At 61.7% G+C, this 25566-nt stretch carries 40 protein-coding genes, 1 tRNA gene and 1 pseudogene; 20 read left to right on the forward strand and 22 right to left on the reverse strand.

Annotation, left to right across the window (positions count from 1 at the left end; all coding sequences use genetic code 11):
• The first annotated feature begins 53 nt into the window (after positions 1 to 53).
• The gene (locus ACFSOZ_RS29255; protein ID WP_379103787.1) at positions 54 to 476 is read left to right on the forward strand and encodes a DUF7674 family protein; all 423 of its coding nucleotides are present in this window, start codon (positions 54 to 56) and stop codon (positions 474 to 476) included.
• 11 nt (positions 477 to 487) lie between these two features.
• On the opposite strand, the gene ACFSOZ_RS29260 is transcribed toward ACFSOZ_RS29255, so the two are convergent.
• Positions 488 to 1060, reverse strand: coding sequence for a hypothetical protein (locus tag ACFSOZ_RS29260; protein ID WP_379103790.1), 573 nt, complete (start codon positions 1058 to 1060; stop codon positions 488 to 490).
• 375 nt (positions 1061 to 1435) lie between these two features.
• Here ACFSOZ_RS29260 and ACFSOZ_RS29265 point away from each other — a divergent pair, with 375 nt between their 5' ends.
• A complete protein-coding gene (locus ACFSOZ_RS29265) occupies positions 1436 to 1765 on the forward strand; it encodes a YMGG-like glycine zipper-containing protein (protein WP_379103792.1) in 330 nt (109 codons plus the stop codon).
• 164 nt (positions 1766 to 1929) lie between these two features.
• On the opposite strand, the gene ACFSOZ_RS29270 is transcribed toward ACFSOZ_RS29265, so the two are convergent.
• Together ACFSOZ_RS29270 and ACFSOZ_RS29275 are read right to left on the reverse strand one after the other, a co-directional pair.
• Positions 1930 to 2250, reverse strand: a complete 321-nt coding sequence (locus tag ACFSOZ_RS29270; RefSeq protein WP_379103794.1) for a Bbp19 family protein — start codon at positions 2248 to 2250, stop codon at positions 1930 to 1932.
• Positions 2247 to 3998 (reverse strand): portal protein, encoded by a 1752-nt coding sequence (locus ACFSOZ_RS29275; RefSeq protein WP_379103796.1) that lies wholly within the window; start codon positions 3996 to 3998, stop codon positions 2247 to 2249. The genes ACFSOZ_RS29270 and ACFSOZ_RS29275 overlap by 4 nt, the downstream gene beginning before the upstream one ends.
• Before the next feature lie 103 nt (positions 3999 to 4101).
• On the opposite strand from ACFSOZ_RS29275, the gene ACFSOZ_RS29280 reads away from it, so the two are divergent.
• On the forward strand, positions 4102 to 4719 hold the full coding sequence (locus ACFSOZ_RS29280; protein ID WP_379103798.1) for a methyltransferase domain-containing protein: 618 nt from the start codon (positions 4102 to 4104) through the stop codon (positions 4717 to 4719).
• 107 nt (positions 4720 to 4826) lie between these two features.
• On the opposite strand, the gene ACFSOZ_RS29285 is transcribed toward ACFSOZ_RS29280, so the two are convergent.
• Together ACFSOZ_RS29285 and ACFSOZ_RS29290 are read right to left on the reverse strand one after the other, a co-directional pair.
• Complete coding sequence (locus ACFSOZ_RS29285; RefSeq protein WP_379103800.1) at positions 4827 to 4952, reverse strand: hypothetical protein; 126 nt, start codon at positions 4950 to 4952, stop codon at positions 4827 to 4829.
• Entirely contained in the window at positions 4921 to 5490 is a 570-nt protein-coding gene (locus ACFSOZ_RS29290) for a hypothetical protein (RefSeq protein ID WP_379103802.1), read from the reverse strand. Before ACFSOZ_RS29290 ends, ACFSOZ_RS29285 begins: the two co-directional genes overlap by 32 nt.
• A 135-nt stretch (positions 5491 to 5625) precedes the next feature.
• On the opposite strand from ACFSOZ_RS29290, the gene ACFSOZ_RS29295 reads away from it, so the two are divergent.
• A complete protein-coding gene (locus tag ACFSOZ_RS29295; protein ID WP_379103804.1) occupies positions 5626 to 5997 on the forward strand; it encodes a nuclear transport factor 2 family protein in 372 nt (123 codons plus the stop codon).
• A gap of 171 nt (positions 5998 to 6168) precedes the next feature.
• Here the strand turns inward: ACFSOZ_RS29295 and ACFSOZ_RS29300 are convergent, their stop codons facing one another.
• The 5 genes from ACFSOZ_RS29300 to ACFSOZ_RS29320 form a co-directional block, all read right to left on the reverse strand.
• The gene (locus ACFSOZ_RS29300; RefSeq protein ID WP_379103806.1) at positions 6169 to 7230 is read right to left on the reverse strand and encodes a hypothetical protein; all 1062 of its coding nucleotides are present in this window, start codon (positions 7228 to 7230) and stop codon (positions 6169 to 6171) included.
• Positions 7231 to 7255: 25 nt separating this feature from the next.
• The gene (locus ACFSOZ_RS29305; protein ID WP_379103808.1) at positions 7256 to 8005 is read right to left on the reverse strand and encodes a hypothetical protein; all 750 of its coding nucleotides are present in this window, start codon (positions 8003 to 8005) and stop codon (positions 7256 to 7258) included.
• A gap of 25 nt (positions 8006 to 8030) precedes the next feature.
• Positions 8031 to 8270 carry a DUF6471 domain-containing protein gene (locus ACFSOZ_RS29310; RefSeq protein WP_379103811.1) on the reverse strand — a complete coding sequence of 80 codons (240 nt, stop codon included), beginning with the start codon at positions 8268 to 8270 and terminating at the stop codon, positions 8031 to 8033.
• 435 nt (positions 8271 to 8705) lie between these two features.
• Positions 8706 to 9461 (reverse strand): phage terminase large subunit family protein, encoded by a 756-nt coding sequence (locus tag ACFSOZ_RS29315; RefSeq protein ID WP_379103813.1) that lies wholly within the window; start codon positions 9459 to 9461, stop codon positions 8706 to 8708.
• 287 nt (positions 9462 to 9748) lie between these two features.
• Positions 9749 to 10288 carry a hypothetical protein gene (locus ACFSOZ_RS29320; protein WP_379103814.1) on the reverse strand — a complete coding sequence of 180 codons (540 nt, stop codon included), beginning with the start codon at positions 10286 to 10288 and terminating at the stop codon, positions 9749 to 9751.
• 378 nt (positions 10289 to 10666) lie between these two features.
• Between ACFSOZ_RS29320 and ACFSOZ_RS29325 the strand changes: the two genes are divergently transcribed.
• Entirely contained in the window at positions 10667 to 11485 is an 819-nt protein-coding gene (locus ACFSOZ_RS29325; protein ID WP_379103815.1) for a HEAT repeat domain-containing protein, read from the forward strand.
• Positions 11486 to 11501: 16 nt separating this feature from the next.
• Here ACFSOZ_RS29325 and ACFSOZ_RS29330 read toward each other — a convergent pair whose 3' ends face one another.
• From ACFSOZ_RS29330 to ACFSOZ_RS29340, 3 genes are read right to left on the reverse strand one after another with little or no spacing between them, the layout of a single operon-like run.
• Positions 11502 to 12272: a terminase large subunit domain-containing protein gene (locus ACFSOZ_RS29330; RefSeq protein WP_379103816.1), complete on the reverse strand. Its 771-nt coding sequence runs from the start codon at positions 12270 to 12272 to the stop codon at positions 11502 to 11504.
• Complete coding sequence (locus ACFSOZ_RS29335) at positions 12202 to 12621, reverse strand: hypothetical protein (protein ID WP_379103817.1); 420 nt, start codon at positions 12619 to 12621, stop codon at positions 12202 to 12204. Before ACFSOZ_RS29335 ends, ACFSOZ_RS29330 begins: the two co-directional genes overlap by 71 nt.
• Positions 12614 to 13096: a hypothetical protein gene (locus ACFSOZ_RS29340; RefSeq protein WP_379103818.1), complete on the reverse strand. Its 483-nt coding sequence runs from the start codon at positions 13094 to 13096 to the stop codon at positions 12614 to 12616. The genes ACFSOZ_RS29335 and ACFSOZ_RS29340 overlap by 8 nt, the downstream gene beginning before the upstream one ends.
• A 492-nt stretch (positions 13097 to 13588) precedes the next feature.
• Between ACFSOZ_RS29340 and ACFSOZ_RS29345 the strand changes: the two genes are divergently transcribed.
• Both ACFSOZ_RS29345 and ACFSOZ_RS29350 read left to right on the forward strand, forming a co-directional pair.
• Positions 13589 to 14560 carry an IS1595 family transposase gene (locus ACFSOZ_RS29345; RefSeq protein ID WP_379103819.1) on the forward strand — a complete coding sequence of 324 codons (972 nt, stop codon included), beginning with the start codon at positions 13589 to 13591 and terminating at the stop codon, positions 14558 to 14560.
• Between the two features lie 51 nt (positions 14561 to 14611).
• Positions 14612 to 14899, forward strand: a complete 288-nt coding sequence (locus ACFSOZ_RS29350; protein WP_379103820.1) for a hypothetical protein — start codon at positions 14612 to 14614, stop codon at positions 14897 to 14899.
• 39 nt (positions 14900 to 14938) lie between these two features.
• Here ACFSOZ_RS29350 and ACFSOZ_RS29355 read toward each other — a convergent pair whose 3' ends face one another.
• Positions 14939 to 15091, reverse strand: coding sequence for a hypothetical protein (locus ACFSOZ_RS29355; protein ID WP_379103821.1), 153 nt, complete (start codon positions 15089 to 15091; stop codon positions 14939 to 14941).
• Between ACFSOZ_RS29355 and ACFSOZ_RS29360 the strand changes: the two genes are divergently transcribed.
• Entirely contained in the window at positions 15090 to 15701 is a 612-nt protein-coding gene (locus ACFSOZ_RS29360; protein WP_379103822.1) for a hypothetical protein, read from the forward strand. The genes ACFSOZ_RS29355 and ACFSOZ_RS29360 overlap by 2 nt on opposite strands.
• Before the next feature lie 108 nt (positions 15702 to 15809).
• On the opposite strand, the gene ACFSOZ_RS29365 is transcribed toward ACFSOZ_RS29360, so the two are convergent.
• Positions 15810 to 16016: a hypothetical protein gene (locus ACFSOZ_RS29365; RefSeq protein ID WP_379103824.1), complete on the reverse strand. Its 207-nt coding sequence runs from the start codon at positions 16014 to 16016 to the stop codon at positions 15810 to 15812.
• A 73-nt stretch (positions 16017 to 16089) separates the two neighbouring features.
• Here ACFSOZ_RS29365 and ACFSOZ_RS29370 point away from each other — a divergent pair, with 73 nt between their 5' ends.
• Both ACFSOZ_RS29370 and ACFSOZ_RS29375 read left to right on the forward strand, forming a co-directional pair.
• The gene (locus ACFSOZ_RS29370) at positions 16090 to 16359 is read left to right on the forward strand and encodes a hypothetical protein (RefSeq protein ID WP_379103827.1); all 270 of its coding nucleotides are present in this window, start codon (positions 16090 to 16092) and stop codon (positions 16357 to 16359) included.
• A 108-nt stretch (positions 16360 to 16467) separates the two neighbouring features.
• Positions 16468 to 16773, forward strand: a complete 306-nt coding sequence (locus ACFSOZ_RS29375; protein ID WP_379103829.1) for a hypothetical protein — start codon at positions 16468 to 16470, stop codon at positions 16771 to 16773.
• Between the two features lie 18 nt (positions 16774 to 16791).
• Here the strand turns inward: ACFSOZ_RS29375 and ACFSOZ_RS29380 are convergent, their stop codons facing one another.
• Both ACFSOZ_RS29380 and ACFSOZ_RS29385 read right to left on the reverse strand, forming a co-directional pair.
• A complete protein-coding gene (locus ACFSOZ_RS29380) occupies positions 16792 to 17232 on the reverse strand; it encodes a hypothetical protein (RefSeq protein WP_379103831.1) in 441 nt (146 codons plus the stop codon).
• A 223-nt stretch (positions 17233 to 17455) separates the two neighbouring features.
• A pseudogene (locus ACFSOZ_RS29385) lies at positions 17456 to 17731 on the reverse strand (DoxX family protein); the annotation flags it as partial.
• Between the two features lie 103 nt (positions 17732 to 17834).
• On the opposite strand from ACFSOZ_RS29385, the gene ACFSOZ_RS29390 reads away from it, so the two are divergent.
• Both ACFSOZ_RS29390 and ACFSOZ_RS29395 read left to right on the forward strand, forming a co-directional pair.
• The gene (locus ACFSOZ_RS29390; RefSeq protein WP_379103834.1) at positions 17835 to 18179 is read left to right on the forward strand and encodes a hypothetical protein; all 345 of its coding nucleotides are present in this window, start codon (positions 17835 to 17837) and stop codon (positions 18177 to 18179) included.
• A 33-nt stretch (positions 18180 to 18212) separates the two neighbouring features.
• Complete coding sequence (locus ACFSOZ_RS29395; RefSeq protein WP_379103837.1) at positions 18213 to 18959, forward strand: hypothetical protein; 747 nt, start codon at positions 18213 to 18215, stop codon at positions 18957 to 18959.
• Positions 18960 to 18976: 17 nt separating this feature from the next.
• Here ACFSOZ_RS29395 and ACFSOZ_RS29400 read toward each other — a convergent pair whose 3' ends face one another.
• Positions 18977 to 19435: a DoxX family protein gene (locus tag ACFSOZ_RS29400; RefSeq protein WP_379103839.1), complete on the reverse strand. Its 459-nt coding sequence runs from the start codon at positions 19433 to 19435 to the stop codon at positions 18977 to 18979.
• A gap of 199 nt (positions 19436 to 19634) precedes the next feature.
• On the opposite strand from ACFSOZ_RS29400, the gene ACFSOZ_RS29405 reads away from it, so the two are divergent.
• The 5 genes from ACFSOZ_RS29405 to ACFSOZ_RS29425 all read left to right on the forward strand — a co-directional run bounded on the left by ACFSOZ_RS29405 (position 19635) and on the right by ACFSOZ_RS29425 (position 21555).
• Positions 19635 to 20003, forward strand: a complete 369-nt coding sequence (locus tag ACFSOZ_RS29405) for a VOC family protein (RefSeq protein WP_379103841.1) — start codon at positions 19635 to 19637, stop codon at positions 20001 to 20003.
• A gap of 173 nt (positions 20004 to 20176) precedes the next feature.
• Positions 20177 to 20356: a DUF3606 domain-containing protein gene (locus ACFSOZ_RS29410; RefSeq protein ID WP_379103843.1), complete on the forward strand. Its 180-nt coding sequence runs from the start codon at positions 20177 to 20179 to the stop codon at positions 20354 to 20356.
• A gap of 132 nt (positions 20357 to 20488) precedes the next feature.
• Complete coding sequence (locus ACFSOZ_RS29415) at positions 20489 to 20935, forward strand: GFA family protein (protein WP_379103845.1); 447 nt, start codon at positions 20489 to 20491, stop codon at positions 20933 to 20935.
• A 124-nt stretch (positions 20936 to 21059) separates the two neighbouring features.
• The gene (locus tag ACFSOZ_RS29420) at positions 21060 to 21296 is read left to right on the forward strand and encodes a DUF982 domain-containing protein (protein ID WP_379103847.1); all 237 of its coding nucleotides are present in this window, start codon (positions 21060 to 21062) and stop codon (positions 21294 to 21296) included.
• Positions 21297 to 21309: 13 nt separating this feature from the next.
• Entirely contained in the window at positions 21310 to 21555 is a 246-nt protein-coding gene (locus ACFSOZ_RS29425; RefSeq protein ID WP_379103849.1) for a DUF982 domain-containing protein, read from the forward strand.
• A gap of 75 nt (positions 21556 to 21630) precedes the next feature.
• Here the strand turns inward: ACFSOZ_RS29425 and ACFSOZ_RS29430 are convergent, their stop codons facing one another.
• The 3 genes from ACFSOZ_RS29430 to ACFSOZ_RS29440 all read right to left on the reverse strand — a co-directional run bounded on the left by ACFSOZ_RS29430 (position 21631) and on the right by ACFSOZ_RS29440 (position 23428).
• On the reverse strand, positions 21631 to 21765 hold the full coding sequence (locus tag ACFSOZ_RS29430; protein WP_379103851.1) for a hypothetical protein: 135 nt from the start codon (positions 21763 to 21765) through the stop codon (positions 21631 to 21633).
• Between the two features lie 63 nt (positions 21766 to 21828).
• Positions 21829 to 22113 (reverse strand): hypothetical protein, encoded by a 285-nt coding sequence (locus tag ACFSOZ_RS29435; RefSeq protein ID WP_379103853.1) that lies wholly within the window; start codon positions 22111 to 22113, stop codon positions 21829 to 21831.
• Between the two features lie 238 nt (positions 22114 to 22351).
• Positions 22352 to 23428, reverse strand: coding sequence for a sensor histidine kinase (locus ACFSOZ_RS29440; RefSeq protein ID WP_379103855.1), 1077 nt, complete (start codon positions 23426 to 23428; stop codon positions 22352 to 22354).
• A gap of 492 nt (positions 23429 to 23920) precedes the next feature.
• On the opposite strand from ACFSOZ_RS29440, the gene ACFSOZ_RS29445 reads away from it, so the two are divergent.
• The 3 genes from ACFSOZ_RS29445 to ACFSOZ_RS29455 all read left to right on the forward strand — a co-directional run bounded on the left by ACFSOZ_RS29445 (position 23921) and on the right by ACFSOZ_RS29455 (position 24847).
• A complete protein-coding gene (locus tag ACFSOZ_RS29445; RefSeq protein ID WP_379098916.1) occupies positions 23921 to 24214 on the forward strand; it encodes a hypothetical protein in 294 nt (97 codons plus the stop codon).
• A gap of 162 nt (positions 24215 to 24376) precedes the next feature.
• Entirely contained in the window at positions 24377 to 24667 is a 291-nt protein-coding gene (locus ACFSOZ_RS29450; protein WP_379098918.1) for a hypothetical protein, read from the forward strand.
• A gap of 106 nt (positions 24668 to 24773) precedes the next feature.
• Positions 24774 to 24847, forward strand: a tRNA-Gln gene (locus ACFSOZ_RS29455).
• Positions 24848 to 24969: 122 nt separating this feature from the next.
• On the opposite strand, the gene ACFSOZ_RS29460 is transcribed toward ACFSOZ_RS29455, so the two are convergent.
• The gene (locus ACFSOZ_RS29460) at positions 24970 to 25179 is read right to left on the reverse strand and encodes a hypothetical protein (RefSeq protein ID WP_379098921.1); all 210 of its coding nucleotides are present in this window, start codon (positions 25177 to 25179) and stop codon (positions 24970 to 24972) included.
• Positions 25180 to 25566 lie beyond the last annotated feature (387 nt).

Below are 25566 nucleotides of genomic sequence, written 5' to 3' on the forward strand. Positions count from 1 at the left end.
CAAGTCAGGGCTGTAGAGCTTGTCACCCCAGTGGCTTTGGGCGAAAAGGCGACGTGACCGACAAGAACGAACCCACGGATTTCACATTCGACCGCTCGAACATGTTCGTGCGGCTCCTGCAGGTCGATCCGTCGTTTCACGGCGTATGGGAAAAATTCCGAGACGATTGGCGCGATGGCGGGGAGCAACCGCTGTACCTTGCCTTGTCAGAGCTGGCGCTCCACCTCATCCGCAATCTCGAGGCTGGTGAGACAGACCGGTTCGGCGGGATTTTCGGAGTCGTCGAACGCTGGATCACCGAAGGCAATCCCTATGTGCGGGAAGCGGCGATCGTCGGATTGCTCGAGGATCTGCAGAACAAGAGCCTGCATCGGACTACGAACCCCGACGACTTCAAGCGATGGCTGCAACCACAGTCGAGTATCTGGTGGACGAAGGTCGATGCGTTCTGGGCTGACGGAAGGCCGCTGGCCTAAGGCCGGTCAGCTCAAATATTGTCCCCCCAGTTCTCCCAGAGCAGCGTGATCGTGCCGGTCACCGCCAGCGTCCCATCGGCGTCGATATCAGTGCCGGTGGCGAAGGCGAGGTTGAGATAGAGATCGACCGGCGTCACGGTGCCATCGAGCGTGGCAGCAGCGGCGATGTCGGCGGTCGAGGCGGTGGAGAGCGCGGCACCGGCGCCGTCCAGCGTGCGGGCGGTGGTGGCCAGCACATTGACCATCGTCGAGGCCAGCGTCGCGCTCGATGCCGGCGCCGAGCCGAGCGACCAGGTCAGCGCGGCATTGTCGTTGATGGTCGAAGCGCGGGTGCCGAGTACAGCGAACTGCATCCGCGCCGTGCCACCCTTGATGCGCACCTTGCCGTCGGCGAAGTCGAAGATCTTCTGGCTGGCATAGGCCTGCGCGTCGGTGACCGGCACCGGCATGGCATTGAACGAAAAGACGGTGCGGAAGGCGCCGCCCTGCCCTGATGTGACGGCCTTCAGGCCGGCCTTCGGTGGGGCAAGGCCGGCCTCGCGGGCGGCGGCACGGACCAGCGTGCGGGGAAGACCTCGGGTCATCAGTATGTCTCCATTGTTTGAGTGGGTGCGCGCAGCGCATGGGAAGCCAATTGCTTGGCTTTCCAAACGACGAACGGTGAAAGTCCGGTCTGCCTTCGGGCGGATTGCAAGGTCCACTGGACCTTTCAAAGGACTTGAACGCCCGAAGGGCTGGGAGCGATAGCGGAGGGCCCGGCGCAGCCAGGCCGAAAAGGCTGAATCATTTTGCCAAGGAGCCGAGCTAGCGCCTTGTTCGAAAGAGGTGTTTTCGGCCCTCAGCCCATCAACGCCCGAGAAACCATGTCTTATATCGTGAGGCCTCATGCCCCTGTTCCGCCGCATTGCAACCGCACGTGGCGACGCATAGGGATTTCAGGCCTTCAAGGGAGACCGCATATGAACTTTCACAAAGCCATTGCCGCCATTTTGATGACCGCGGCACTCGCAGGCTGCGCGCAGACCGAAGGCCAGCAGCGAGCCGGAACCGGCGCGCTGATCGGCGGTGCCGGCGGCGCCCTCGTCGGCCAGGCCATTGGCGGCAACACCAAGAGCACAGTCATCGGCGCGGCCAGCGGCGCCCTGCTCGGCGCGGTCGTCGGCTCAGCCACGACCCCGCAGCGCCCGGACGAGCAGCGCCGCGGCGACCAGATGTGCCGCTACCAGGACCGCGACGGCCGCATCTACACGGCGCCGTGCGACGACCGCTATTACAACGGCGATTATTGAGGCGCTGATCTTCCCTTCTCCCCCAGGGGGAGAAGGTGGCCGCGCAGCGGTCGGATGAGGGGTGTTCCAGAGGACACCAACGTCTCGCTCCGTCCAGCACCCCTCATCCGTCTCGGCGCTAATGCGCCGATCCACCTTCTCCCACAAGGGGAGAAGGCAGGCGCCTACTCCTCCGCCCACGCCGCTTTCTCCAGCGCCACCAGCTGCGTCTCGTCCAGCGTCAGAAACCCCATGATGTGCTGCACCACCTCGGCGCGTGCATTGCTGAGTGCGCTGTGCAGTTCGAAGCCGTTGGGCGTGCGGGTCCGCGCCATCCACTCGCCGTATGAAGGGCGCCGATAGTAACCCGTTGTCGCCGCGAGATCGGCCAGCACCATCTCGCCATCCTCGCCGGAGAACACCCTGAGATATGCCCTGGCCAGCGCCTCTCGCGCCTTGGCCGGGCCGCCGGCCTGCGCGGAATGGGCGAAGCGTTTCCGGCTCATGCGCCGCCACCCTCTGCACCCGGATCGCCCGGTGTCCCGGCCTGACCCTGCAGCATGCCTTGCAGGCCGTCGAGCAGGCCGCTGTCGCGCGCCTGCACGGCCGGCACGGCATCCTTGGCCGCCTTGCCCGCGCTGGCGATCGCCGCCATGCCGGCCTGGGCCTGGCTTGCCTTGGCACGGGCGTCACGCAGACCGTCGACCTCCGCCTTGCGGCGAAAAATGCGCTGCGGGCTGCGGCCGGCGCTCTGCACGATCTTGATCGCCTCGTCGCTATCGATGTTGTCCATCACGCCGGGGTCGAACTGCGCCATCTGCATGGCCGTCGTCACCACCTGGATGGTGTCGCGCGCTTCGGCCGCGCGGCGCAGCACGTCGAGCGGGCCGGTGAAGGTTGGCCGCACCGCCTTGCCGGCGAGGCTCGCCGGCGGCAGGAAGCGGCTGTCCTCGTCATAAAGCCCCTTGTCCTCCAAAATGCCGAGCTCGCGGTCGAGATTGGTGGCGAAGCCCGCCTGGATGATCGAGCCCGACGGCCCGAGCAGCGCGCCCTTTTCCTCCTGCCTTATCAGCGCTTCGGTCGCCGTCATCTGCGGGTTCTGCACCAGCGTCTGGAACAGATTGACGAGCATCATGTCGCGGATCTCGTCGGCGCGGCTCTGGGCGTAGTTGAAGGCATAGGTCGGGTTCTGCCCGGTCGAGATCGGCGCGATCAGCGGCCGGCCATTGTCGTCGATCAGCCCGGGATAGTTCTCGCCCGGGTTGAGCACCGGCACATAGTCGAGCCGGGCTTTCGAGGCGGTGGCCGGATCGGTGATCTGCTGCAGGGCGCGCAGGCCGGAGCGGCGCACGGCATTCTCCTCGCGCACGGTCGTTAGAGCTTCTATGGTCGGCGAGATGCCATAGGGGTCGCCCTCGTAGCGGCGCCAGTTGAAGGTCGACACCGGAAAGGTGCGAAAGCCGCTTTCCCGCACGATCGACTCCTCGTCCTCGATGACATGATAGGAGGCGAAGGCCGTGTCGAGATACCGGGGGTGGCCGCCGAGCCGATACATCTTGCGCGCGTCGCGCGGCTGGATGCACTGGACCAGCGAGATCTTCGTCTCGCACTTGGCCGGGTCGTCGACCAGCACCTTGATCCGCGCCGGCAGCTTATCATAGCCGAGCAGCTGTGCGGCCTGCCGCGCCGTGCGCTCGTAGCGGCGGTGAAAGATGTCGACCTGGCCCCAGCGGTTGCGGCAGAGATAGCCCTCGACCACGGGGATCGAGGCGTAGCGGATCAGCGTCGAGCCGAACCCTTCCTCGGCATAGAGGTAGGCCGGCCCGTACCGCACGACATTGCGCAGGCACGCCTGCGTCGCCGGCACGAAGTTGGAATTGGCGGAATAGCGCAGCGCAAACAGGAAATCGCGCAAGCCTTCCGCCCATTCCTTTTCCTCGTCGGTCTCCTCGTCGTTCATTTCGGCGGTCGACAGCCCATGCCATTTTTCCGACTGCGGAATGATCAGGCTTTCCAGCCCCGCCGCCAGCCGGTTGGCGGCCGAGTTGATGGTGTTGGCGTAGACGCGCGCACCCCGCCGCTCCTGCCGCTCGGCCTGCGAGTCCGCCCCGCCAATGCGGCGGCCGCTCCAGATGTCGGGCGCATCGGGGTCGCAGAACTCCGCCACCTGCTCCCACACCGCCTCATACTGGCTGCGCTCGCTCTCGAGCTCGGACTGGCGGGACAGGATATCGCGGGCGCGGGAATCGGTCATGTCAGATCTCACTGGTTTGGCGCGACGGCGTCGGCACCATGTCATTCTTTTGCGCGGTTCTCGGTCTAGGAAGGTCTCGCGGCGGGTTTTGGAGGAGGTCGATGTGACGACGACAAGCCTTGCCGGTGCCCTGAAAAACCGCAGCAAACAGGTGGCGAAGCGGCTGCTTGGCTATGATTCGCGCAACTGGCTGCGCATCCGCCAGATCGAGGCGTTCACCCTGTTCCTCGAAGCGGGCAACCGCAAAGCCGCCGACGTGATCGAGATCTCGCCCGGCTGGAACCGCTATTGGCGGGCGATGTGCCCGAACTACCGGTCGGTCGATTTCCCCGCCTTCGACATCTGCAGCGACCGCACCGACGAGCAATATTCCATCGTCATCGCCGACCAGGTGCTGGAACATGTGCTGCGGCCGCAGGCCGCGGTGCAGAACATCCACGCCATGACCCGGTCCGGCGGCTGGACGATGGTGGCGACACCCTTCCTGTTTCGGGTCCACGCCAGGCCGCACGACTACAACAGATGGACCCCCGCCGGCCTGAAGCAATTGATGGTCGAGGGCGGCTTCGCCGAAGCCAACGTCAAGGTCCACGGCTGGGGCAACAAGGCCTGCGCCAGGGCCCACATCGGCGGACCGGTGCGTGCCTATGGACTATGGCGGGATCTGAGCAACGACGAGGAATACCCGCTGATGGTCTGGGCGTTTGCCAAGAAGGCGTGAGCGGCCGAAGCTGCCAATCACCGCCTTCTCACCAATCGTGCATGCCTTCGCCAATACCACCACGCCAGCACGCGCTTGCGAAAACTGCGCTTCATCGCGGTCATGGTCTAAAGCCCCAGCAGCACGCGGCGCTGGCCGGTGAGGCTCGCCGGCGCGAGGTCGGTCTTGATGGTGCTCAGCGTGCCCTGGCGCTGTTCGAGCTCAGCCCGCAGCGCCGCCTCGCGCGCCTGCACGTCCTTGTCCTCGGCTGTCGGTGTCGGCGACAGCGGTTTCAGTTCCGGTGGTTTTTGAAACAGGCACATGGGTCCAGCCTTCTCTTGTCCAGTCGTAGAGGAAAAAATCTTCGCCATTCTTGCCGTAGCCCGGCAGCAGGCAGCGTTGCGTGGCGCCGAGCCGGCCAAGCCAGCGCAGCGCCAGCTCATTGGCGGCGAGCGCCCGCGCCTCGACCCGCCAGGCGCCGCGCGCCGCCACCTGGCGGGCGAGCACGGCGTGAAAAAACTCCGTAATCCCAGGCACGCAGCGCTTCATGCGGCGCGTGCCCCAGCTCCAGGCGATCCACAACCCGCTACGCTGCTCGGCGGCGCCAAAGCCGGCCTCCGGATTGCCGTCCAGTTCGGCGACATAGGCAAACCCCTGCAAGGCGGTGAGCGCTAGCAACGCCGGCGACCACTGGTCGAACTGGCAGTCGATCTCGGCGCGGTCTTCTGGGCGCAGGTTGGCGGCTATGTAGGAGAGATCGCGCAAAGTGGCGGGGATGATGCGAAGGGTCATGAGCAGGCCAGTACGATGGGGTGCGGTTCCCGTTTTCGGGCGGTGTCTCGAAGGCCACGCACTTGACCGGCCCCGTCGCCAGTGACCTACTTCGGACATCGCAGCCTATCGGTTATCCCTGGAGGAGACGGGCGAATGGACATTCGAGCGACACTGACGGAGCTAAGCGACGCCTTCAACGCCCACGATCTCGATCGCATCATGGCGTTGTTTGCCGACGATTGCGTCCTGGAAATGCCGAGGGGGAGCAAGCCCTGGGGAACGCGTTGCGAGGGCAAACGCAACGTACGCGACGCGCTGGCGACACGCTTCGAAGGCTTGCCCGATGTCCACTACGGCAACGCCAGGCATTTTGTGGATGCGGCTGCCAATACCGGCATCTCGAAATGGACCCTCACCGGCACCACCCGCGAGGGTGTGAGAAAGGAAGTCCAGGGTTGCGATTTCTACACGTTTCGCGACGGCAAGGTGACCCGCAAGGATTCTTATTGGAAGATCGTGGAGTAACCCACGGGCGTCGGCTTCTTCGGGCAGCTTTGACCTACGCGTCGTCGGATGCATAGCGGATCAGACGCTCACAAATCTCCCGGTCTGAAATTTCGGCATTATGGCGCAAAACGCCACGGGCGGCGCGAACCGACTAAACCCACATGCCAGCGGGTGGCTGGCATGAAGTGGCTAGGTCTGTTTCGATTCCTGCTTTTCGCGGCGCTCTTTCTCGCGAGCGCCCCCAATTATGCGGCGATAGTCAAGAATCCATCCGGACATGAAGGCTGGATAGAGTTGCATGGGGTACCGCAGTTCTTTCCTATCCACGATGGCACTTTCGATCATGGCTCTTTCCGGGGTAAACCAAAACAAGAATGGCGTATCCATATCGATGCGTCCGGTTTTGACATCGAAAACAGTCTGATATTCAAGGATACCTTCCAAAGCGAACCCAAGTCCGTCTTGAGCCTTGGAGTTCTGTTTGTCAGCAAATACACCAAGGGAATATTCGACCTCGCTGCCTGCCCCGATCATTTTCGCAAGCGGTACCTCGCTGACGTTGACGCCACCACGCCCCCCGGTTGGCTTAGCGGTAAACACAATGCCTTTCGACTTTTGGTACATGGCCCTTACATCCATGGCAGGGCTAGTGCCGGTATTTTTTATCCGTATGAGAACCTCTGGGTCCATCCCTCCGTTGTAGATCGCTGTGCCACCGGTCACGGTAAGATAGGCGCGCGTCTGGGTCTCACCTATTTCTCGGGTAACGGAAGCGGTATCCTGCGCAGCTTTGGCGGCAGCCTCCGAGGCCTTGATGGAAGCCTGCATGTCAGCGGATTGCAGCTTGGCGTTCGCCTCAATCAATTTCATCTGCCTTTCACCAGCCAGCCAGAGCTTGTTGGTGGAGCGCCAAAGCAGCCCGGTGAAGACGCAAAGGACAAAGGTAAAGAACGCGACAGACCAGTCCGGCGCGTGTTCAATGAAGCTTTCACTCCAATCTTTTTTGCCGCCGCCCTCTTCGTCGTGGCTGGCCTTTTCATCGCCGACACCCTGGCTAGGCGCGGGCGCGGCAAGTGGGGCCTTGGCGTCTTCCTTGGCGTCTTGCTGGTTTTCAGTAGCGCTTGGTTGTGGGGGCCTGCTTTGCTGATCTGGTTGAGTGTCCTGTGACCAAGCGACACTTCCGCCAAAGAAAAGGCATACGACCGCCGGCAATAACAGCCAGCGTAAGCGACGCGTGCGGATGGTTGGCATGATCTGGCGCTCAATCGGCATATTGTTATGTTGCGCTGTTTCCCTCAGCGGAAACGCTAAGCAAGCCCTCGGCGATCAAACTTGGCCCAGCCGTCTCAAATCTGAAAAATGTCTTTCGCGAACGCCAGAACGCGTCGCGGTAGTGGATTTCACCAAAGAGAAATATCCGCTTGGTATCGTTCATGATAGCAGCGTGTTGCTCCTCAGTGAGTGCTTCGGTCATCGCACTTCGAACGCTAAAACTCTCGGTTGGATTGAGGGTGGTTTTGCCGGACTTTTTCCTCCGGTTCAGGCGGAATGTCTTGGTTCCCTTGTCGGCAATGGCCATTTCCACCATGTGATGAAGCGCATATGCTGGTGTTTGTCCAAAATTGGCAAGGCGAACACTTGCCAGAGGTTTTTCCCCAACACTGACCTTGCCGATATCCGTATTAGGGACAGCGACATATGCTCGAAGTTGGCTCTGAGAGGTTCTCTCCGCGCCTTTGACGAGGTCTCTGGTTGCCACCCAGAGAAAGATTGTGGAGAAGGCCAATATGACCGTGAACGCGACAAGGATTTCATCCTTTCTGTCGTGGACAAAGTCACCCAGGCAGCCCCTGTAGACGCCAGCCGTTCTGACGAAAGCGGAGACATAATCGTCCGGCTGACTATTGGCGACCTGTGTCTGGTCTTGTTGTATGCAGGATTGAAACGACGGTGACCCCTGCAGAACCCACCAGCACACCAAAACAAATGCGATTGATATTAAAATACCACGCGCAATATTGCCCATCTGTCCCCCATGCCCGTTGGCAGCGCTAGATATCCTCTAGTTTGACACCATCGCTGCCAGTAGCAGCAAGTGCCGCTAGAAAGAAATGCGCGGAGACAGTGGCGCGGGCAAGCTTATTGGCAATGCTCGCCTTTGTTTCGTTGAAGCCGTGTTCTTTGAGCCGCTCCGCCAGCTCGTCATATGTCAGGTCGGCACGCTTTAGTTCGACCTTTAGATGACGTGCGGCCCGTTCGGCCCATTCCTTCTCAGTCGTGGCAAATGTCATGTCGTCTCCAATCTCATACTCGAAGATTGGTTATCAAATACGATAATTTCATGTTGAAAATGATATCGCATACCTATTTGGTGAATTCTAGGTGGGTGATTGCACCGTCGTCGATGCCGACCGACACGAGATAACAGCTGAACGTGTTGGCCTTCAGAACGTCCCCGTCCCTTCTTACTTGGGTAAAGCAATCCGTGGGGCTGCCGGCAAAGGGTGGAACTGCTTTCCAGAGAACGCCACCCGCTTTGTCTACCCGGATGAGGTTGCAGCCGTCCGGTACCTCCATCCAATCGAAAAGCAGAATGGCTCCGCCGTCCTCGGGCAGCGGTATCTGGTCGAGTATCCTTGGCGCCATAGCGCAACACTATGCGTTTCAGCTGCACGATGCCAAGTGCGGCGGAGCAGGCAACATCAGTAGGCGCTGCACGAATTCCCTCACCGAAACGCCCCCAGCGGATCGCTCTGCCTCGCCGGCCTTCTCGCACTCCTGAACTCCGCCGGATCAACCACCGCTTCGCGCAGCATCATCACGCCGTAGCGGGTCGCCGCCATCAAATCATCGCGCAGCTTCACCACCTGGCCGTCTTTGCGATGATAGAGCCGGAACTCCTCGAACCAGGGCAGCAGCGTCGAGAACACCTTGAAGCGGCCGGATTGTATGCGGTCCAGCATCTCCATCAGCCCGGCCTCGACCGAGACCGAACCGTCCGGGAATTGCGCGTGGCGGCTCAGCATGTTCAGCCCGTGTGCGGAATATTGCCGGGCGAGCGCCACGCCCGCCCCTTCCAGCGTTTCGCGGCGGCCGTCGCGCGGCCACGCCCAAGGCAGCCATTCGCCCCATGGTTTCAGGGTCAGCGTCTGCATCGCCGGCGTCTGCTGCGAAGCGCGGCAGGCCTTTGCGACATAGACGACGTCGGCCTCGGTATCCCAGGCGAGCTCGACCGCGGCCGACGGATGGTCCCAGCCGAAATCCAGCGCCCCGATGCGCGGCCAGTAGCGCGGCAGCCGGAACGGCTCGCAGGCGATCAGTTCCTCCGCCACCGGAAAGATGCGCCCGGACCCCAGCACCGGAATGCCGCGCGCACGCGCCTCGCGCTCATGCGCCGGATAGGCTGCAACGATCGCCGCGCGCTCCTGCGGCGAATAGTGCTCAGCATCGTCAATGGTCATGAAGGTGACGTGACGGGTCATGGCGAATTCCTGAATCACCTTGCGAGGCGCCGACTGTATGGTGTTGTTAAAGCGAGATCTTTTCTAGCCACCGTCGCGCCGCCCCTCATCGCCCTCCCGGGCACTTCTCCCCGTATAGTGACGGGGAGAAGGACGCTGTCATCGACGGTTTCACCAATGACTTGCGTTGCAGAAAAAGCGACGGCGTTGGGACTGCCCCTTTCTCCCCGTCACTATACGGGGAGAAATGTCCGGCAGGACAATGAGGGGCAGCGCCGGCCGGACGGCGACGCGGCTCCAGACCGAGGTCACACAGCACGGCGTTTGATACGGACCACCTTTGGTGCCTGCGCATCCATGAACATATAGCACCTGCCGAGCAGTGCCTTTTTGCCAAGCTCGTCGAATACGTTCTGTCCTAGAGGCGTGATCAGCACCTCGTCCGGCGTCAGCCCATCCTGATGGCGGGCCTCGATCTCCGCCCAATGGGCTTTTGCAACATCGGAAAGCACGACATTGAAAGCTGGATGATTGTAGCTAACCAGCACATTGCCATCATCCATGTCGGACGGTTTCATGTCCGGGTGATAGTTGTAGATCATGGAAAGCGTCTGGATGGCGGCCTTGGATGCCGCGTTGTCGGAAAGGCCGGCTTCCGTCAGCACACAGGTGCCGTTTTCAAGGATGGCAAAATCACGCCCCCTGTCGAAGTAGTAGCCAAACCGCTCCTCGACGCGATCGATGGGCTGCAAAAACGACGGTCGCCATTTTGGCACCGGAGGAAATGTCTTTGACACTGCGGCACCACCTGCTGGCGACACGACAAGCAAGGACAGGCCGCCCATCAATGCCCTTCGCCTGTTCATAGACCCGCCCTCGACACCCCGCGCCGCCAGTCTAGTTCCAGATCGCGATTTCGCAACGGTCGATCGGTAGTGCTGTGCCCTCGGAAAGCTTGGGTTCCTCGCCCCCACAAAAGTGGGGGAGAGGTGGCGCGGCGAAGCCGCGACGGAGAGGGGGATGGCGCCGGCTGAACAGAAGAAGCGAACTCTGTGTCGTAGACCGAGAATGGAAGATCAGAAGGAACAGCCAAAGCTGGCCCACTCATCTTTTCCTTCACGGTTTTATGCGGTAAGCCTTGCCTGCGTCGGCGAGACCGATGCGTCTTAGGCTGATGCATCATGCGCGGCCTGTACTCTACGCGGGTGGGAAAGCCACTCTTTGCCATGACAGATATATTCGACGCGATGCGCTTGTCCGCCGAGGACAGCGAGGTTGCTCATCTTTTTTTCAGCGAAGGCGGCAAGATCCTGCTGCCGCTCGGCAAATCGACAAATGCCATGACAGGTCAGGAGATGCTGGAGCGGTTGCTGTCGCCCTCCTATGACCACGATGACGGGCTTGCCAACGACTTTCTTGGTGAACTTGGCAAGTCGGTTCCGTTGGAAAGCCTGCGTCTCCTACTCACATCCGCCAATGCTCGGACGCGAGCGGCGGGCGCGTTTCTTGCCACGTTCCAAAACCAGAACATCAGTTCGATGGTGGGCGAACTGGCTGCGTTGCTGGGGGATAGCAACCCGTGCACGCGCTACGATGCCGTGGAGTGTATCTTGCGATGCAGCACACGTAACGATGGCGACTATCTGGCGCAGGCGTTGTTTGCCCTTGAAGATCAGCACGACGGTGTACGCACAGGAGCCGTCATGTTCGTGCGCTTTGCAAAAGACTGGCAGTTGAAGCTTGCGCGCCAGCATGCGGCATTGCTCAGGCCGCAAACGCCATTTTCAGAGATAGCCGATATTTCCGGCCAATGGCGAGACGATGCATCAGGCATGATCCGTGCGATGCTCGACCATTCCGAGCCGGTGGTGCGGCGTTACGGTATTGGGCTGGCCAGTCGGGCGAGGTTGGTGGTCGTTGATGCTTTCGTCGAATGGGCCCAGGCGTCCGCCGATCCTGAAATCAGTAAACTGGCAACGGATTGCATCAAGCACAACCAGATATCGCGCCATGCGGTATGGCATTCGTCATTGCCCGTCGCCTGATTGCCAAGCCGGCACCCTACCAAGCCCCCTCTCCGTCCGCTTCGCGGCCACCTCTCCCCCGTTTTACGGGGGCGAGGGAACCCAAGTTCTGGGACATTCCTCCCACCTCTTCCGCCGACAAAAACAACAGCACCACATCCGACATGCCGAGCAGCGGCGTAAACGTAACGATGGTGATGCCGCCGGTGGCATTGGTGCGGGTGAGCCCCTCGGAATAGATGTCGAGCGGCGGCTCCTCGTCGAACCAGACGCCGTGCAGCGTCTCGCCCTGCCATTTCTCGCGGCCCTTTTCGAAACTCTTGAACGACAGCACCGATTCATCGGCCTGCACGTCGCCGCCGCCGCCCCAGCGCACCACGACGCTGTCGAGCGCGGCGGGCGCGCCGCGCCCCATCGTGGTCTGCAAAATAGCATCGGCCGGGATCATGCCGGTGCCCCAGGCCGCCTGCTGCTGCGGCGGGCCGACCAGCACGCGCTGCGGGTTGTCGCGCGTGCCTTCGCCGGTCACACCTGCCGCCCACAGCCGCACCGCCGTGTCGAAAACCTTGCCTTGCCACCAGGAGGGATAGCGGCCGGTGAGATGCATTGCCCATTCCGCACCGCCGGCCCGGGTCTTGCCGAGCTGGTTGCCGGCCATGAACAGCCGTTCGCGGTTTTGCGCGCCCGCGGCGTGGAATTCCGCTTGCCTGGCATAGGGCCGGTAGGCGGCGAGCAGGTTAGTACGGCGCCGTCGGTCCAGCTCCGCCAGCAGCGCCAGATATTCCGTCTTCGCGGCCGAGGTCTTCAAGGAACGGCTTGAGGACGGCTTCGAGGCTGCGGATGCGGCTGCGGATCTCGTCATCGCTCAGCCCGTCCAGTTGGTTGATCGAAACATGCAAATCCTTGGGCAGCACCGAAAGCACGATCTTCAGATACTGGTCGGGCTTGTCGGCACGCACCTCGGCGATGACGCCGGCGCCGTGGGTGCGGAAGTCGGCGCGCACCGCAGCCAGGAAATCATCGCCCAGCGTTTTTTTGGTCCGCTTCGGGCGCGACTTCCGCACACCCATCGCGCTGGTGGCGGCATTGGCGGCGAGCGGCGCCGTCCGGCTTTTCAGCGATGGGCGGACCGGCCTGGCCGGCGGCTTGTCAACCATGCCCGGCCTCCGCTGGTCTCGCCGCGGATTTCACGGTCCTGGATTTCGAGCGGGCGGATTTTTTCGCCCTGGATTTCGCCGCCCTGGATTTCAATTGGGCGGCGCGCTTGCGCGGCTTGCTGGCCGCCCGCGCCGGCTTTGCCGAGAGCTTCGCGTCCGTTGCGCCGGCCGGTCTTGCCGCTTCGGAGCGCCCCGCGCCGGAAGCCGCCGCACCGGATTGGCCGGCAAGGCGCAGCCGGCTCATCAGCCGTGCCGCCCCGATGGCCCCATCGCTGCTACCCAGCGTTCCCAGGGCAAAACCAAAACCGCCGACCGCATCGACCGGACCGCCGCGCAGCATGCCAATTAGCACGCCGGGCACGATCTGCTCGACACGGCCCAGACGCACCTGCGGCGCCGCGCCCTCGAATTCGCCAATGGCGCTGACGACCTCGCGGCCGTCATCGTCGGTGATGATGGTGGCGTAGCGGACCATGGGATTTTCTCGCGGGTGATTGGGTCGTCAGGGCGAAAGACAGCGTTCCGTCGCGCCCCCCTCTGTCCTGCCGGACATCTCCCCCACGAGGGGGAGATTGGCTGTCACGCCGGCCTTCGCCAATCACAAGCGTCGTAGGAAAGACTGGGGCGCTGAAGCTGCGATCTCCCCCCGTGTGGGGGTTGAGGAATGGTCCGCGGAGCGGATGGAAAGCCAATTGCTTGGCTTTCCAAATGACGAACGTCCGGCAGGACAGAGGGGGGCGCTGTCCCGCCGACACTGGATATCTGCACCGGGCGTTTTAGAGTGATGAACTCGCCAAAAACAAAAAACCCGCCTCGGCGGCGGGTCGCTGGCGCAAATCAGCACCATGGACAAATATGTAGCATAGCTGCCCTCACCCAGTCAACGATTTTCTGAGAAAAAATTCCTAATTATATACGTGACAAAGTACGGTGACTCTGCTAGAAAGATGGCAGGGAGCAACTCGCCATGAAACTCGACAGCCCAATCTTCCAAGACGCCGACGCAGCCCGCATCCATTTGGAAGCGCAGCGTTGGCCGCATGGCCCTAACTGCCCGCATTGTGGCAATGCTAATCCCGATCGCATTACCAAGATGGTTGGCAAGGCTCACCGTCCCGGCCTGTACAACTGCATGGAATGCCGTGAGCAGTTCACCGTCACTGTCGGCACCGTTTTCGAGCGCTCCAAGATCGCCTTGAACAAGTGGCTTCTGGCGACTTTCCTCATGTCCTCATCCAAGAAAGGCATGTCCGCGCACCAGCTGCACCGTATGCTCGGCGTCACCTACAAGACCGCGTGGTTCATGGCGCACCGCATCCGCGAGGCCATGGCGGAAGACGTTAAGTCGGCTGGCCCACTTGGCGGCGAAGGCAAGACCGTGGAAGCCGACGAAACCTACATCGGACGCGTGGATCGCGATTACCTTTCGCCACAGCGTAAGGGCCAGCCGCGCTTGAAGCGCAAGATGAAGCCGAAGCGTACCGTTGTCGGCCTTGTCGAGCGTGGCGGCAAAGCCCGCATGGTTCACGTCCAGCACGCCACCAAGGCCGTTGTGCGCGATATCTTGGTGCGCAATGCCGACCGCAACTCGACGCTCTATACCGACCAGTCAAAGCTCTACACGACCACTGGCGAGGAATACGCCGCACACAAGACCACAAACCATTCCGCTGGCGAATACGTCCGTTACGAAGATGGCGTGTCGATCCATTCGAACACGATTGAGAACGTGTTCTCAGTCTTCAAGCGCGGCATGGTTGGCGTGTATCAGCATTGCGGCGAGGCTCATTTGCACCGCTACCTTGCGGAGTTCGATTTCCGTTACAATCGCCGCACCGCGCTCAAGATCACCGACACCGAACGCCACGACCAGTTGCTTGCCATGATCGAAGGCAAGCGCCTCACCTATCGGCGGATTGGTGAAGCCAGTTACGCCTAAGCAAAAAGCGCGTAAGCTCCTTCGTCTTCACAACAAGCGGAGGGGAAACAAATGACTACATCGCCGACAAAAACTGCAGGCACAGACCCATTCTCTGTCGCCGAAATGGCTACAGGAAATTCCGCGCTGATTAGAGCGATTATCCTATTCCTGCACTTTCGCGGGGTGCTCGATGATGTCTTACTCGGTCAATTATTTGAACTGACAAAGGAAGACCTAAAAAGCGGCGTTTATGACCCATCCGTGTGTGTCGGCGCTACCCGATATTTGGACCAGATGCTTAGCAACATGGGGCCGACAAACCCGAATGTTCGCGGCCCAACCGATATGCCGAACTGAGACGAGTTCCCACGTCGAGACAGCCAAAACGCCCGGAAATCAGCTTTTTGGCTTTTTAGCTTCTGGCTCTCTTCGCTCATCTGACTTCGTCTCTTTGTGCTTGGGATCCGGTGGTGTCTTGAGCATCCGCTTCAGTGTCTCGTTGAAGCGCTGCTCGTCATCCGCTGTTTTATTGTTGGGGGGATTGTTCATGCCGAAAGAGGCTCCGGAGAATGACGCCATTAGGCTTAAGTTCGTTGACGTTCTCGATGCCTGGGTGAAGGTCGAGCACGCTCTGTGGAAGGTATTCTATGTCATCCTGAAGCCGATGGAAGCCACTCAATCCCAATCGCTATTTCATGCTGTGGGAAGCTTTCAATCACAACGAGACGCCGTGATGGTCGTTGCAGGCGGCGCAATCTCAGACGTTGACCTGTTAGGCGAATTGGAGACCCTACAAGGTAGAGCAAGAGGCTTGGCAACCAAGCGCAACAATCTTGTTCATGGTCGATGGATGATGGCGTCTACTAAAGCCAAAGACCCACCCACACTCATGCGCTTCTATCGCCCTGCTAACATCACACAATTTCTGAAGCCCGGAGAGACGGCGCTTTCGAAGAAAGGCAAATACATATTTGACTTTCAGGATTTGCAAAATTGCCAGCGCGAGTTCTCGACGCTGGCGAAAGATTACGACGCGATCAGGATGAAGATCGCGAGCCACTTGGGCGTAAGCCCCCACATCGAATTACTTGAAAAAGATATTGTCGGACCGATTCGTACGACGATTCAGCGGTCAGACCCTCCCCAAGAAGGTCCCTAGCGAACTCCACTAGGTCCGGGGGTATCTCGATTTCCCCTGTGCCGGCCTGTCCCGGCTTGCGTATCAAATCACACATACTTTGTCACGTATATAATTAGGAAAAAATTCCTATCCGTCTTTTTCGGTCACCACGCCGAAGGGGTAAGCGGCATCGCCCAAGGGCTGCGGCAAAAACAAAAAAAACCCGCCTGCGCGGCGGGACTGGAGGTCATTGGCGCAAATCAGCACCATGGCCAAATCAATAGCACAATTGCCCTCACCGGACAACCCGATCGGCGGACGCCAAGGATCGGACGCTTCGTGCCGGCTGGCCATGAGCCGGCATCTGTGAGACCGTTAGCTGAAGCTCATGGAATGATTCCCGTCACGGCCTTTGTGGGAGAGGACGATGGACAGACCAGCCATGGCATCCGTGTTCAGGATGCGGCATGCTCCAGCCACGGTTTCCGGTGTTCGCAGCACCGGTCAGGGCCAGGCGGATCCGATCATCCGCGTGCGCTCGCTCGGCGAAGCGATCCGCTTCGTCGCCCACGCTTTTCCCCAATACGATATCAGTGCCGTCGCCATCATCGCAGGCGATCCCTCGATCCCGCGCCTCGGCGGTCCGGAGGCGCAGGCGCTGTGGCGCGAATATGGCGAGGGACTGACGCAGGAATAGGCCATCTGCCCCCGGCCCGGCCATGTCAGCCCAAACCGATTCCGCGCCGCCCGCCGGAGCGGAAACGCCGCTCGCGCGTTTCGACCATAGCCACGGGAGCAAATCGCCATGAATGTCGCCAACCTGCAACTCGAAGGCCTGCTGATGGCCGTCGCATCGATCAACCACCTGCTGGTTCAAAAGGGGGTGCTGAGCGCAGAGGAAATAGACCTGGCCTTGCGCAAGGCCGAGGCCGGCGAAACCAGCCAGGAGCGATCCGAAGGCATGTCCGCGTCAAGCCGTGACGCCGTCAGCTTTCCAATACGGCTGCTGGAGCTCGCCAATCAGTGCCAGCCGGAGGCGGACATGCCCTCCTTTTCAAAGCTCGCCCGCATGGTCGGCCAGATCAAGGAGCCCTACAACGACCAGATGTGACGGCGCCAACGGGGGCCTTCACATGACATGGATCGTCTCAAGCGCCAGCACCAGCATGTCTCCGTCGCGATCGAGATTGAACGTGGCGGTTACATCGCTCCAGTAGCCATCGAGCGGCATGTCGAACCAGACCGAGATGAATGGTTCGCCATCGGGCAGCGTATCGCGGTCGACCTCGTGCCTGGGCCATGGATTGTTGAGCGGTTCAGTGCCGGGATGATAACTGGCCGAAGCCAGTGGCGTCACCTTGTGTACCCGCTCAGCGGGTTCGGGGTGGCCATATCCCGCAATCGTCCTTTGCAACAATTCGGCAGTCCAGCCCGGAGCACGGATCATGGCCAGCGCCCCCTCATAGTCCTCGGAGGCCAGCGTGTCGTTCCACCTGCGAACAACCGTGAGGATATCCTCGTCGGAGGCGTCCTGGGCAAAACGCACCATCGCCGTGTTCGTGTCGGACATGGCATCCCCTCCGGTCGGAGCGCAGCGTGCCAGCTTATCTGCCGAATGCAAGGCGGCGAATCTTTCTGACACTATGTCAAAGGTTATAGACGGAAGACTTTAGCTTGCTCTAAAGTAGCTCCATGCTGTCCTGGGGGGGTAATGGGCAGGCAAGCATGGGGCCGTCGTTTGTGGGAAAACGACGGCCTACCTTCGACAGCCACCTGGCGCGCTCGCCCCTCGCCTACGCCCTGCCCGGCCATCCCAAATTCAAAGAAAGCACCGGTCCCGGCCCATGCACCGCCGCGAACAGCAGTCCGGCCATGAACGAAAAATGGTCGACGAAGAAGCCGAACTCGGCCTGGTTGCCGGCCCAGTGGCTGGGGCCGTGGAAGGAGAAGCCGAGGAACAGCACATAGGCGGCAGCGACCAGGGCTGCCGGCGTGAAGAAGGCGCCGGTCAGGAAGCACAGCATCAGGGCGGCTTCCAGCAGCGCCGCGCACCAGGCCAGGAACAACGGATGGACCAACCATTTTACCTGCATGACCTCTCAAGCATCTTGCCTATGTCACATAGTTTTGCTTGGCTCCAATGCAGTTGTTTTCGGGGGGGACAGATGAGATTTGAACCGCTTTGGCGCCTTGCTTCTTGGCGCGGCACTCCTGTCGGGCTGCAACGATGTGACAGAAGGCCAATGGAAAACCGCCACAACCGTGTTCCATGGCAGCCCGGCACTCAAGAAACAGGTCATAGCCGATTGTATCGTGCGGGTGGGATCGGGACCGCTTGACAAGAAGAAAGCCGCCGCCGCGCTTATGAACGTCAGCGTCAACCGTTTTCCCAGTGCGTTTTGCAACCGCTTCATGAATGCATGGGCCAGCGGTCGTCCGACCTATCAGGATTTTCGAAACATCAATTCTGACACCGCCGACAACAGCCGTTTCATGCGCATCTTGCAGGGCGGGTAGTAAGCGAAACGCCTCGGGGCCTTCACTACAGTCATGCAGCCTGATGACCAGCTTCAGCGCCTGATCGACGACTGCTATGCGGCATTCGAGCCCTATCCACGGCCGCATGCCATGCACGCCTCGCCGTTGCGCGATCCCGTCGCACTCCTGAAGACTCTGAGCTCTGCCCCTCTGCGGGAGTTGACCGGTGAGCAGATCGGCCCCTATGCCGGCTACGCCATTACAACGGTCGGCGATATCGACGATTACAAGCATTTCCTGCCGCGCATTCTTGATCAAGCTGTCCAAGAGCGACAATGGACGGGCGTTGAGCCGCCGGTCATCGCCCAGCGCCTGAAGCGAGCCAAATGGCTCACATGGCCGGGGCATGAGCAGGCCGCAATCCGCGCTCTGTTTGCCGGCGCCTGGTCGCAGGTCCTTCAGGAAGATCCCGACGAAGAGGACGCCGATAGCTGGCTGTGCGGCATCGGCTGTCTCGATCTCGATCTGGCGGCGATGCTGGCAAAATGGCTTGCGGCACCGTCGGTCAACGCGGCGCTACAGCTGGCCAGCTTTATGCAGACCGGGGCAGAATTCGTGTTCGAGAACGACGCCATCGAGCGCTCCTTCTGGAGTCACGTGGACGAAGTGAAAATCCACCAGATGCGGCGCTGGCTGCTGAGCCCGCCGGTGCATCAGCTGGTGTTGTTGGCGCGCGGCCGTGTTGCGCCGTCCCGTCTGTGGCTGATCGACAAGGCGCTCGAGGCACTGGCATCCTTCGGTCCGGCTAGACTGCACTAGCGACGGGCTCCCCTCGCCTACGCCCTGCCCGGCCATCCCAAATTCAGCGAAAGCACCCGGCCCGGCCCATGCACCGCCGCGAACAGCAGTCCGGCCATGAACGAAAAATGGTCGACGAAGAAGCCGAACTCGGCCTGGTTGCCGGCCCAGTGGCTGGGGCCGTGGAAGGAGACGCCGAGGAACAGCACATAGGCGGCGGCGATCAGGGCTGCAGGCGTGAAGAAGGCGCCGGTCAGGAAGCACAGCACGAGGGCGGCTTCCAGCAGCGCCGCGCACCAGGCCAGGAACAGCGGAAACGGAAAGCCGGCGGCGGCGATGTAGCCGGCGGTGTCGCCCATGCCCATGAACTTGAAGGTCACAGCCATCAGGAAGACGCCGGCGAAGATCAGGCGGGCAATGAGAAGGGCCGCGGTCTGCCACGGCGCCTGAGTGGTTTGCGACTGGGTGATCTGCGACTGAGTGATTTGCGACGACATGTCGTTCTCCAGGGTTGCAATGGGCTCCGACCCAAGGACGCGCGACCCCGGGCAAGTCCGACATCGGTCCCGAAAGTTTTTGCCTGGATAGCGGCAAGCCCTGCAAGAGCCCCTTTTCCAAAGCAGGCGCCCGAACCTTGCCGCGGCCCGTCCCGGCGGCTATTTTCTCGCAGGCGGGGCTTGATGGAGGAGCCCGCGGATGGCGACATTCCGGTATCTCGTCAGCGACGTCGATCTGTCGATCGCGTTCTATACCAAGCATCTGGGCTTCGCCTTGCAGCAGCAATTCGGCCCGGCGATGGCCATCCTGACGCGCGCCGACCTCACCCTCTGGCTCGCCGGTCCAATGGCCTCGGCTGCGAGACCAATGCCGGATGGCCGGACCCCGGAGCCGGGCGGGTGGAACCGCCTTGTCCTGGAAGTCAGGGATCTTCCGGCACTGGCTGCAGCCATGCGCGAGGGCGGCGCATCGTTTCGCAACGAGATCGTAGACGGCCCGGGCGGGCGGCAGATTCTTTGCGAAGACCCGTCCGGTAACGTGGTTGAGCTCTTTGAACCGCGCGCCTGACCCCGAAAATCGGCATCGATTTTCGGGGATCGATGCGGCGCCGGCGCGGCCGGGCGCGGCGTTATTCTCGTGCCGGTGGAACCCGCGGCGCCGATCTGTGTTATGTCCTGTTGATCGTGGACTCGGGCGCCGACGGCTGCGCGTTTCCCCGGCAACAGAAAGCGAGGCCTGAAATGGCTGACGACAAGTCGAAGACAAAGCAGGACCGCAAGCTGGTTTCGAGCGAGGAGCCTTACGAGGTCGCCGCCTTTGCCCGCAAATATGGCATTCCGCCAAGCGAGGCGCAGACCATCATCAAGCGCTATGGACCATCGCGCAAGAAGCTCGATTCCTATATGGCGGCTCGCGGCTAGGGCATCCCGATGGGATCGGGATGGGGCTCTGTCCTGGACGATCCGATACCGGCTCTGTCCGCAAGAGCATCCGTCCCGCCCGGCCCCCAGCGCCAAGGCTGTGCCACAGGCTGACAAGAGGGAGGTCGCATCATGTCCGAAATCATACGCAGGACCGGCAGCTGCCTGTGCGGCGGCGTGCAGTTCACGGTCACCGGCGCGCCGCTCAGAATCGGCCTGTGCCACTGCAAGGACTGCCGCAAGGCCGGCGGCTCGGTCTATTCGGCCTATGCCATCTGGCCGCGCGAGGCATTCGAGGTGACAGGCATCGTCAGCACCTATGGCACGCGCAGCTTTTGCCCGACCTGCGGCGGCCGCGTCGCCTTCCTTGGTGAAGACGAGGCCGAGGTGACGATCGGCAGCCTCGATGTCGCACCAACCGATGATCTCGTACCCGAATATGAGTTGTGGACCAGCCGGCGCGAGACCTGGCTGCATGCATTGCCCGGCGCCGAGCAGTTCGAGCATGACCGGCCAACGGCGAACAACACCCAGTTGGCCGAACCTAGGCCATTGTCGGATGCCGTCGCAGGCAGCTGAAATTTGATCGTTCCGGCAGGGAACCCTGCCCTGTTGCCGACGTTGTCCGACGCCCGCTTTTTTGCGCATGTCGTCCAAAACCGCTGCGCACTTTGGGCGACGTGCACCATCACGGAGACGACCGTTGAACGACAAGATGTTTCCCCGACCGATCCGGCTGAAATTTGCCCCCGAGCGTGAGCGCGTGGTGCGCAGCGCCTGGGAGGGGCTGGAATGTCTCGGCGACTGGCCGGCGGGCCAGAGCCGACAGTATCGGGCGGCGTTGCGCAGCTGCCGCGATGCGCTGGATGGCTGGACGCCGCCGCAAAAGGCGATGCAGGCGATGATCGACGCCGCGCGCGAAGCGAAATTCCTCCAATAGCGGGAACCGGGAGATGACCGAGCTGATGCTGTCGACGCCGATGCGGATCAGGCCGCATGGCTCGGACACGATCCGCGATCTCACCACGCTGCAGGATGCCAGCGAGATCCTGATCGACTGGCCGCAGGCCAAGCGTGGCCCCTTCTATCAGGCCGCGCGCGAACAGGTCGAGGCCGCGCTGGAAAACAAGGCCGGTGCTGCCCAGGCACAGGAAGCGTTCTCTGCCCTGTGCAACCATGCCGGCGTGCTGGTCCGCTAGATACTTCTCAGTCGATAAAGGACAGGCGAGGCATCCCTGCCTCGCCCTTTTTTTATAGTGCGAAATCGTTTCTGATTATTGCCCAGAAACGTCGGCCTGCACGACCGGGCGGGATGTCTCGAACCCGAAGCGGTTCGGCGCCATCAGCATCAGGGCGACGACAATGGCGATCGAGGCAAGAAACATGGCGGTGCTGGCGATATCTCTCACGGATCTCTCCTTCGGTCGAAGTCGTGACAGCAACGTTTCTGTCGACGCGAGGTTCCTGCGTGGCTACTGCGCCGGCGGCTGGACCGGCACGTCACCCGGTTTGATGACCGGTGTCTTGCCTTGATCCGGGGCCGGCGTCGTCATCTCCTGGTCGCCGGTAGCGGGCGGCTTCAGCACGCCGCCGCAGTCATTGAGCGTGTCCGTCAGATTGTCGCCGCCAGGCTGCTGTTTGGCGCCTTGCTCCGTCTGCACCTGGCATTTGTCGTTCTGCTGCTGGTCCGTCTGGGCCGCGGCCGGCACTGCCAGCGCCAGCATCAGGCCGAATGGCACGATGGCGAGGGTTCTCATCTCGGCCTCCTTCTTCCCTTCCCTTCACAGGGACAACGCCCATCGACGGAAAAGGTTGGCCACTTCCGCCCGGCCGTGCCGGGCACAGGGACAACGCCCGTCGACGGAAAAGGTTGGGCTTCCGCCCGGCCGTGCCGGGCACAGGGACAACGCCCATCGACGGAAAAGGTTGGCCACTTCCGCCCGGCCGTGCCGGGCATCCACCCAGTCAGTGTGAGATTTCGAGCCTGCCGGACCCTCAAGGGCCGAAAGACGGCTCGGCGGCAGCCATTTCGGTGCCGATCTGGGGCACGATGATCGAGTCCAGCGGCGCCGTCAGCGACCAGCTGACATGGCCCGGGTTGCGCTCCAGAACCGCCGATCCGTTCAGCGATTGCGGCGCCACGCGCTGCAGGACGACGGTGCCAAAACCCTTGCGCGTGCTTTCGTCTTGCCGTCCTCCTGGCGGGTCGCCTGCATGCACCGGCATCGTCTCGTCCCAGACGAGATGGATGTCCCGCTTGCCCGAAACGCCGGTGGCGATCTGCCAGGTGATCTCGAGCCGCCCGGCCTCGCACGCCAGCGCGCCATATTTGGAAGAGTTGGTGCCGAGTTCATGAAATGCCATGCCGAGATTTTGTACGGCGTTCGGCTGCAGGGTCAGCAGCGGTCCCGACAGCGACACCTGCTCCTCGTGGCCGAACGGCTTGAGCTGCTCCTGGATGAGGTCGAAGAGGCTGGCGCCCGCCCATTCCGAGTTCACCAGCAGGTCGTGCGACCGCGACAGCGCCATGATGCGGGAGCGGATGAGGTCTTCGAATTCGCGCGGTTCGGTCGAGCGCTTGCTGGTCTCCCTGACCATCGACAGGATCACCGCGAACTGGTTCTTGACGCGATGGTTCACCTCCCGCAGCAACAGCCTGATCCGGCGCTCGCTCTCCTTGGTCGCGGTGATGTCGCGGGCGATTTTCGAAGCGCCGATGATCTCGCCCTCTGTATTTCTGATCGGCGAGACGGTCAGCGATACGGCAATGATCCCGCCATCCTTGCGTTTCCGGATCGTCTCGTAACTGGCCACGAGTTCACCATTGCGAACCCGGCCGATGATGTCGGCCTCTTCATCCCTGAGATGATCGGGAATGAGCATCAGCACCGATTGGCCGACAGCCTCCTCGGCAGTGTAGCCGAACATCCGCTGCGCCGCCCCGTTCCAACTGGTGATGACGCTGTTCAGATCCTTGCTGATGATGGCGTCGTAGGACGAATCGACGATCGCCGCCAGCCTTGCGTCGGCAGTGATTCCGATCAGACCATTGATGCTCGCCAATCCTGTCATGGCCCCACCTTTCCCCCGAATCACGACCGGCCATCTTGCGACTTGCAGTCTTGCGCGAGGGATACCGTCGATGCCGAGCAATGCGTGGCGGGGCATTTGGTTGCAATCGGCATCCAACATTCCGCCCGCGATCGCGAGGCACTTGCCACACCGTGGCCGCCGGTGCCACCGAAGAGCCCGAACCCGGTGTCAGGATCCGTTCGGTTTGGGAGGGGCCTCGTCCGGGGCGTCAGGCGGAGGATCGGCCTCCGGCTCGCGTTGCGGACAGTCCTCGTAGCGGTGGTCGCGGCCGCCGCAGAAGGAACAGCACATGGCCTCGCGATCCTCGTTTCCGGGTGGCCAATGCGGGGTCTCGTAGGGCTTCCTGCCGTCCATTTCCCAGCAATGCGCGACGCGGCATTTGGTTGCGCCACGAGAAGACGGCCGGCTGGCTGTTGCCGAACCGCGGGACGGGATGCGAGTTTGGCGTGACGTAAACACCGAGTAGCCGCCATGCCCATCCGCCGACTTGCCTTGACGACAGCAGCGATCCTGCTCGCCGCGACCGGCCTCGCCACCGCCCGGCCCGACACCCGCACGATGGATTGCCAGCAGCTTCGGCAGCTGATCCAGAGCCGCCATGCCGTGGTGCTGACCACCGGCCCCAACACCTATGACCGCTATGTCAGGCAATTCGGCATCGAATGCGACTGGCCGGAGGTGCCGATGTCGGCCTATGTCCCGACCCGTGACGGCCACTGCCCGGTCTATCGCTGCGACCAGCCGATCGGCGATCTCCCGGATTGACGGCGGCGGCTTGCCGCCCATTGCCGATCGCCAGTTGTCTATCGCAACTTGCCGATCGCCAGTTGCCGATCGCAAGGGGATCGCGCTGTTGCGGAACCGCCGGCCGGATGCGAGTTTCGCCTGACACGTTCGCGTGGTACGTAAACCGCTGAGGTAACCGCCATGCCCATCCACCGAACTGCTTTGGCGACGGCAGCGATGCTGCTTGCCGCGACCGGCCTCACTGAGGCCCGGCCCGACACCCGCACGATGAGCTGCCAGCAGCTCCAACAACTGATCCAGAGCCGCCGCGCCGTGGTGCTGACCACCGGCCCCAACACCTATGACCGCTATGTCAGGCAATTCGGCAACGAATGCGACTGGCCCGACGTGCCGATGTCGGCCTATGTCCCGACCCGTGACGGCCGCTGCCCGCTCTACAAGTGCGACGAGCCGGTTGGCCGTATCCCGTGACGGCGACGGCTTGCCGCCAATTGCCGATCGCCAATTGCCGATCGCAGGAGGATCGCGTTGATCCCGGCGCCCGAACCGGCTAGGGGTGTCGGCGCAGGTTGCATTATCCCGCTTCGTCTAATGGTAGGACAGCGCCCTTTGAAGGCGTGAATCGTGGTTCGAGCCCATGAGCGGGAACCAGCCAAATCAACCGCCAAGGCATTTCAGGTCGCCTTTTGTCGAATATCATCGGATAAACGTGCGCGACATGCGGGCTGACGCGGACGGCATCTGCCGATCACGTCGGCGGGCGCTTCTGGCCTTCAGGTCCGGACGGCATCGGGCTTCTTTCGCTTCAGGAGAGTTACCAGCACGGTCCGCATTGACGAGTGCTCCGCGCTATCGAGCTCAACAATCCAATCAGCATTGCGCTTGTGCCAAGGGAACTTCGCGTTTCGCAATGCCTGCCGAAATGCCGTCGGATCAACACCAACGGTCAGAGCCATATCAGCAGCGTTTGTCAGCTTGGCCATGACGCCTCCTATGCTTTCCGCCAAGCATAGAGGCGTTTGCACAAGTTGGGCAAAGGAATTGGGCGTCTTCGCAAATTTCACACGACCTGAGATCACCAGGGAAGCGAGATGTGTGGAACATACTGTGCAGGCGCCGCGTTCCGGTTTGAGCAATCAGGGTTTGACCATTCCGCACACGGAGAGGGAGCATCGCCAACACTGCCATAACGTTCCACGAGTTTTGCGAATCCGTAGGCGAAGGCGAAAAGAAGTGCCAGGACAATCGCTATTCGGCCGGCCATATCGGATTGTAGCAGGTACAGGGCGAAGCTGGCATCAAAAGCGACGAGATGCGGGCGCGACTGCGGACTGTATCATTTTAATACAATCCCCAATTGGTAGACTCGC

This window comes from Mesorhizobium newzealandense, from assembly GCF_042682145.1.
Classification (GTDB): Bacteria; Pseudomonadota; Alphaproteobacteria; order Rhizobiales; family Rhizobiaceae; genus Mesorhizobium; species Mesorhizobium newzealandense.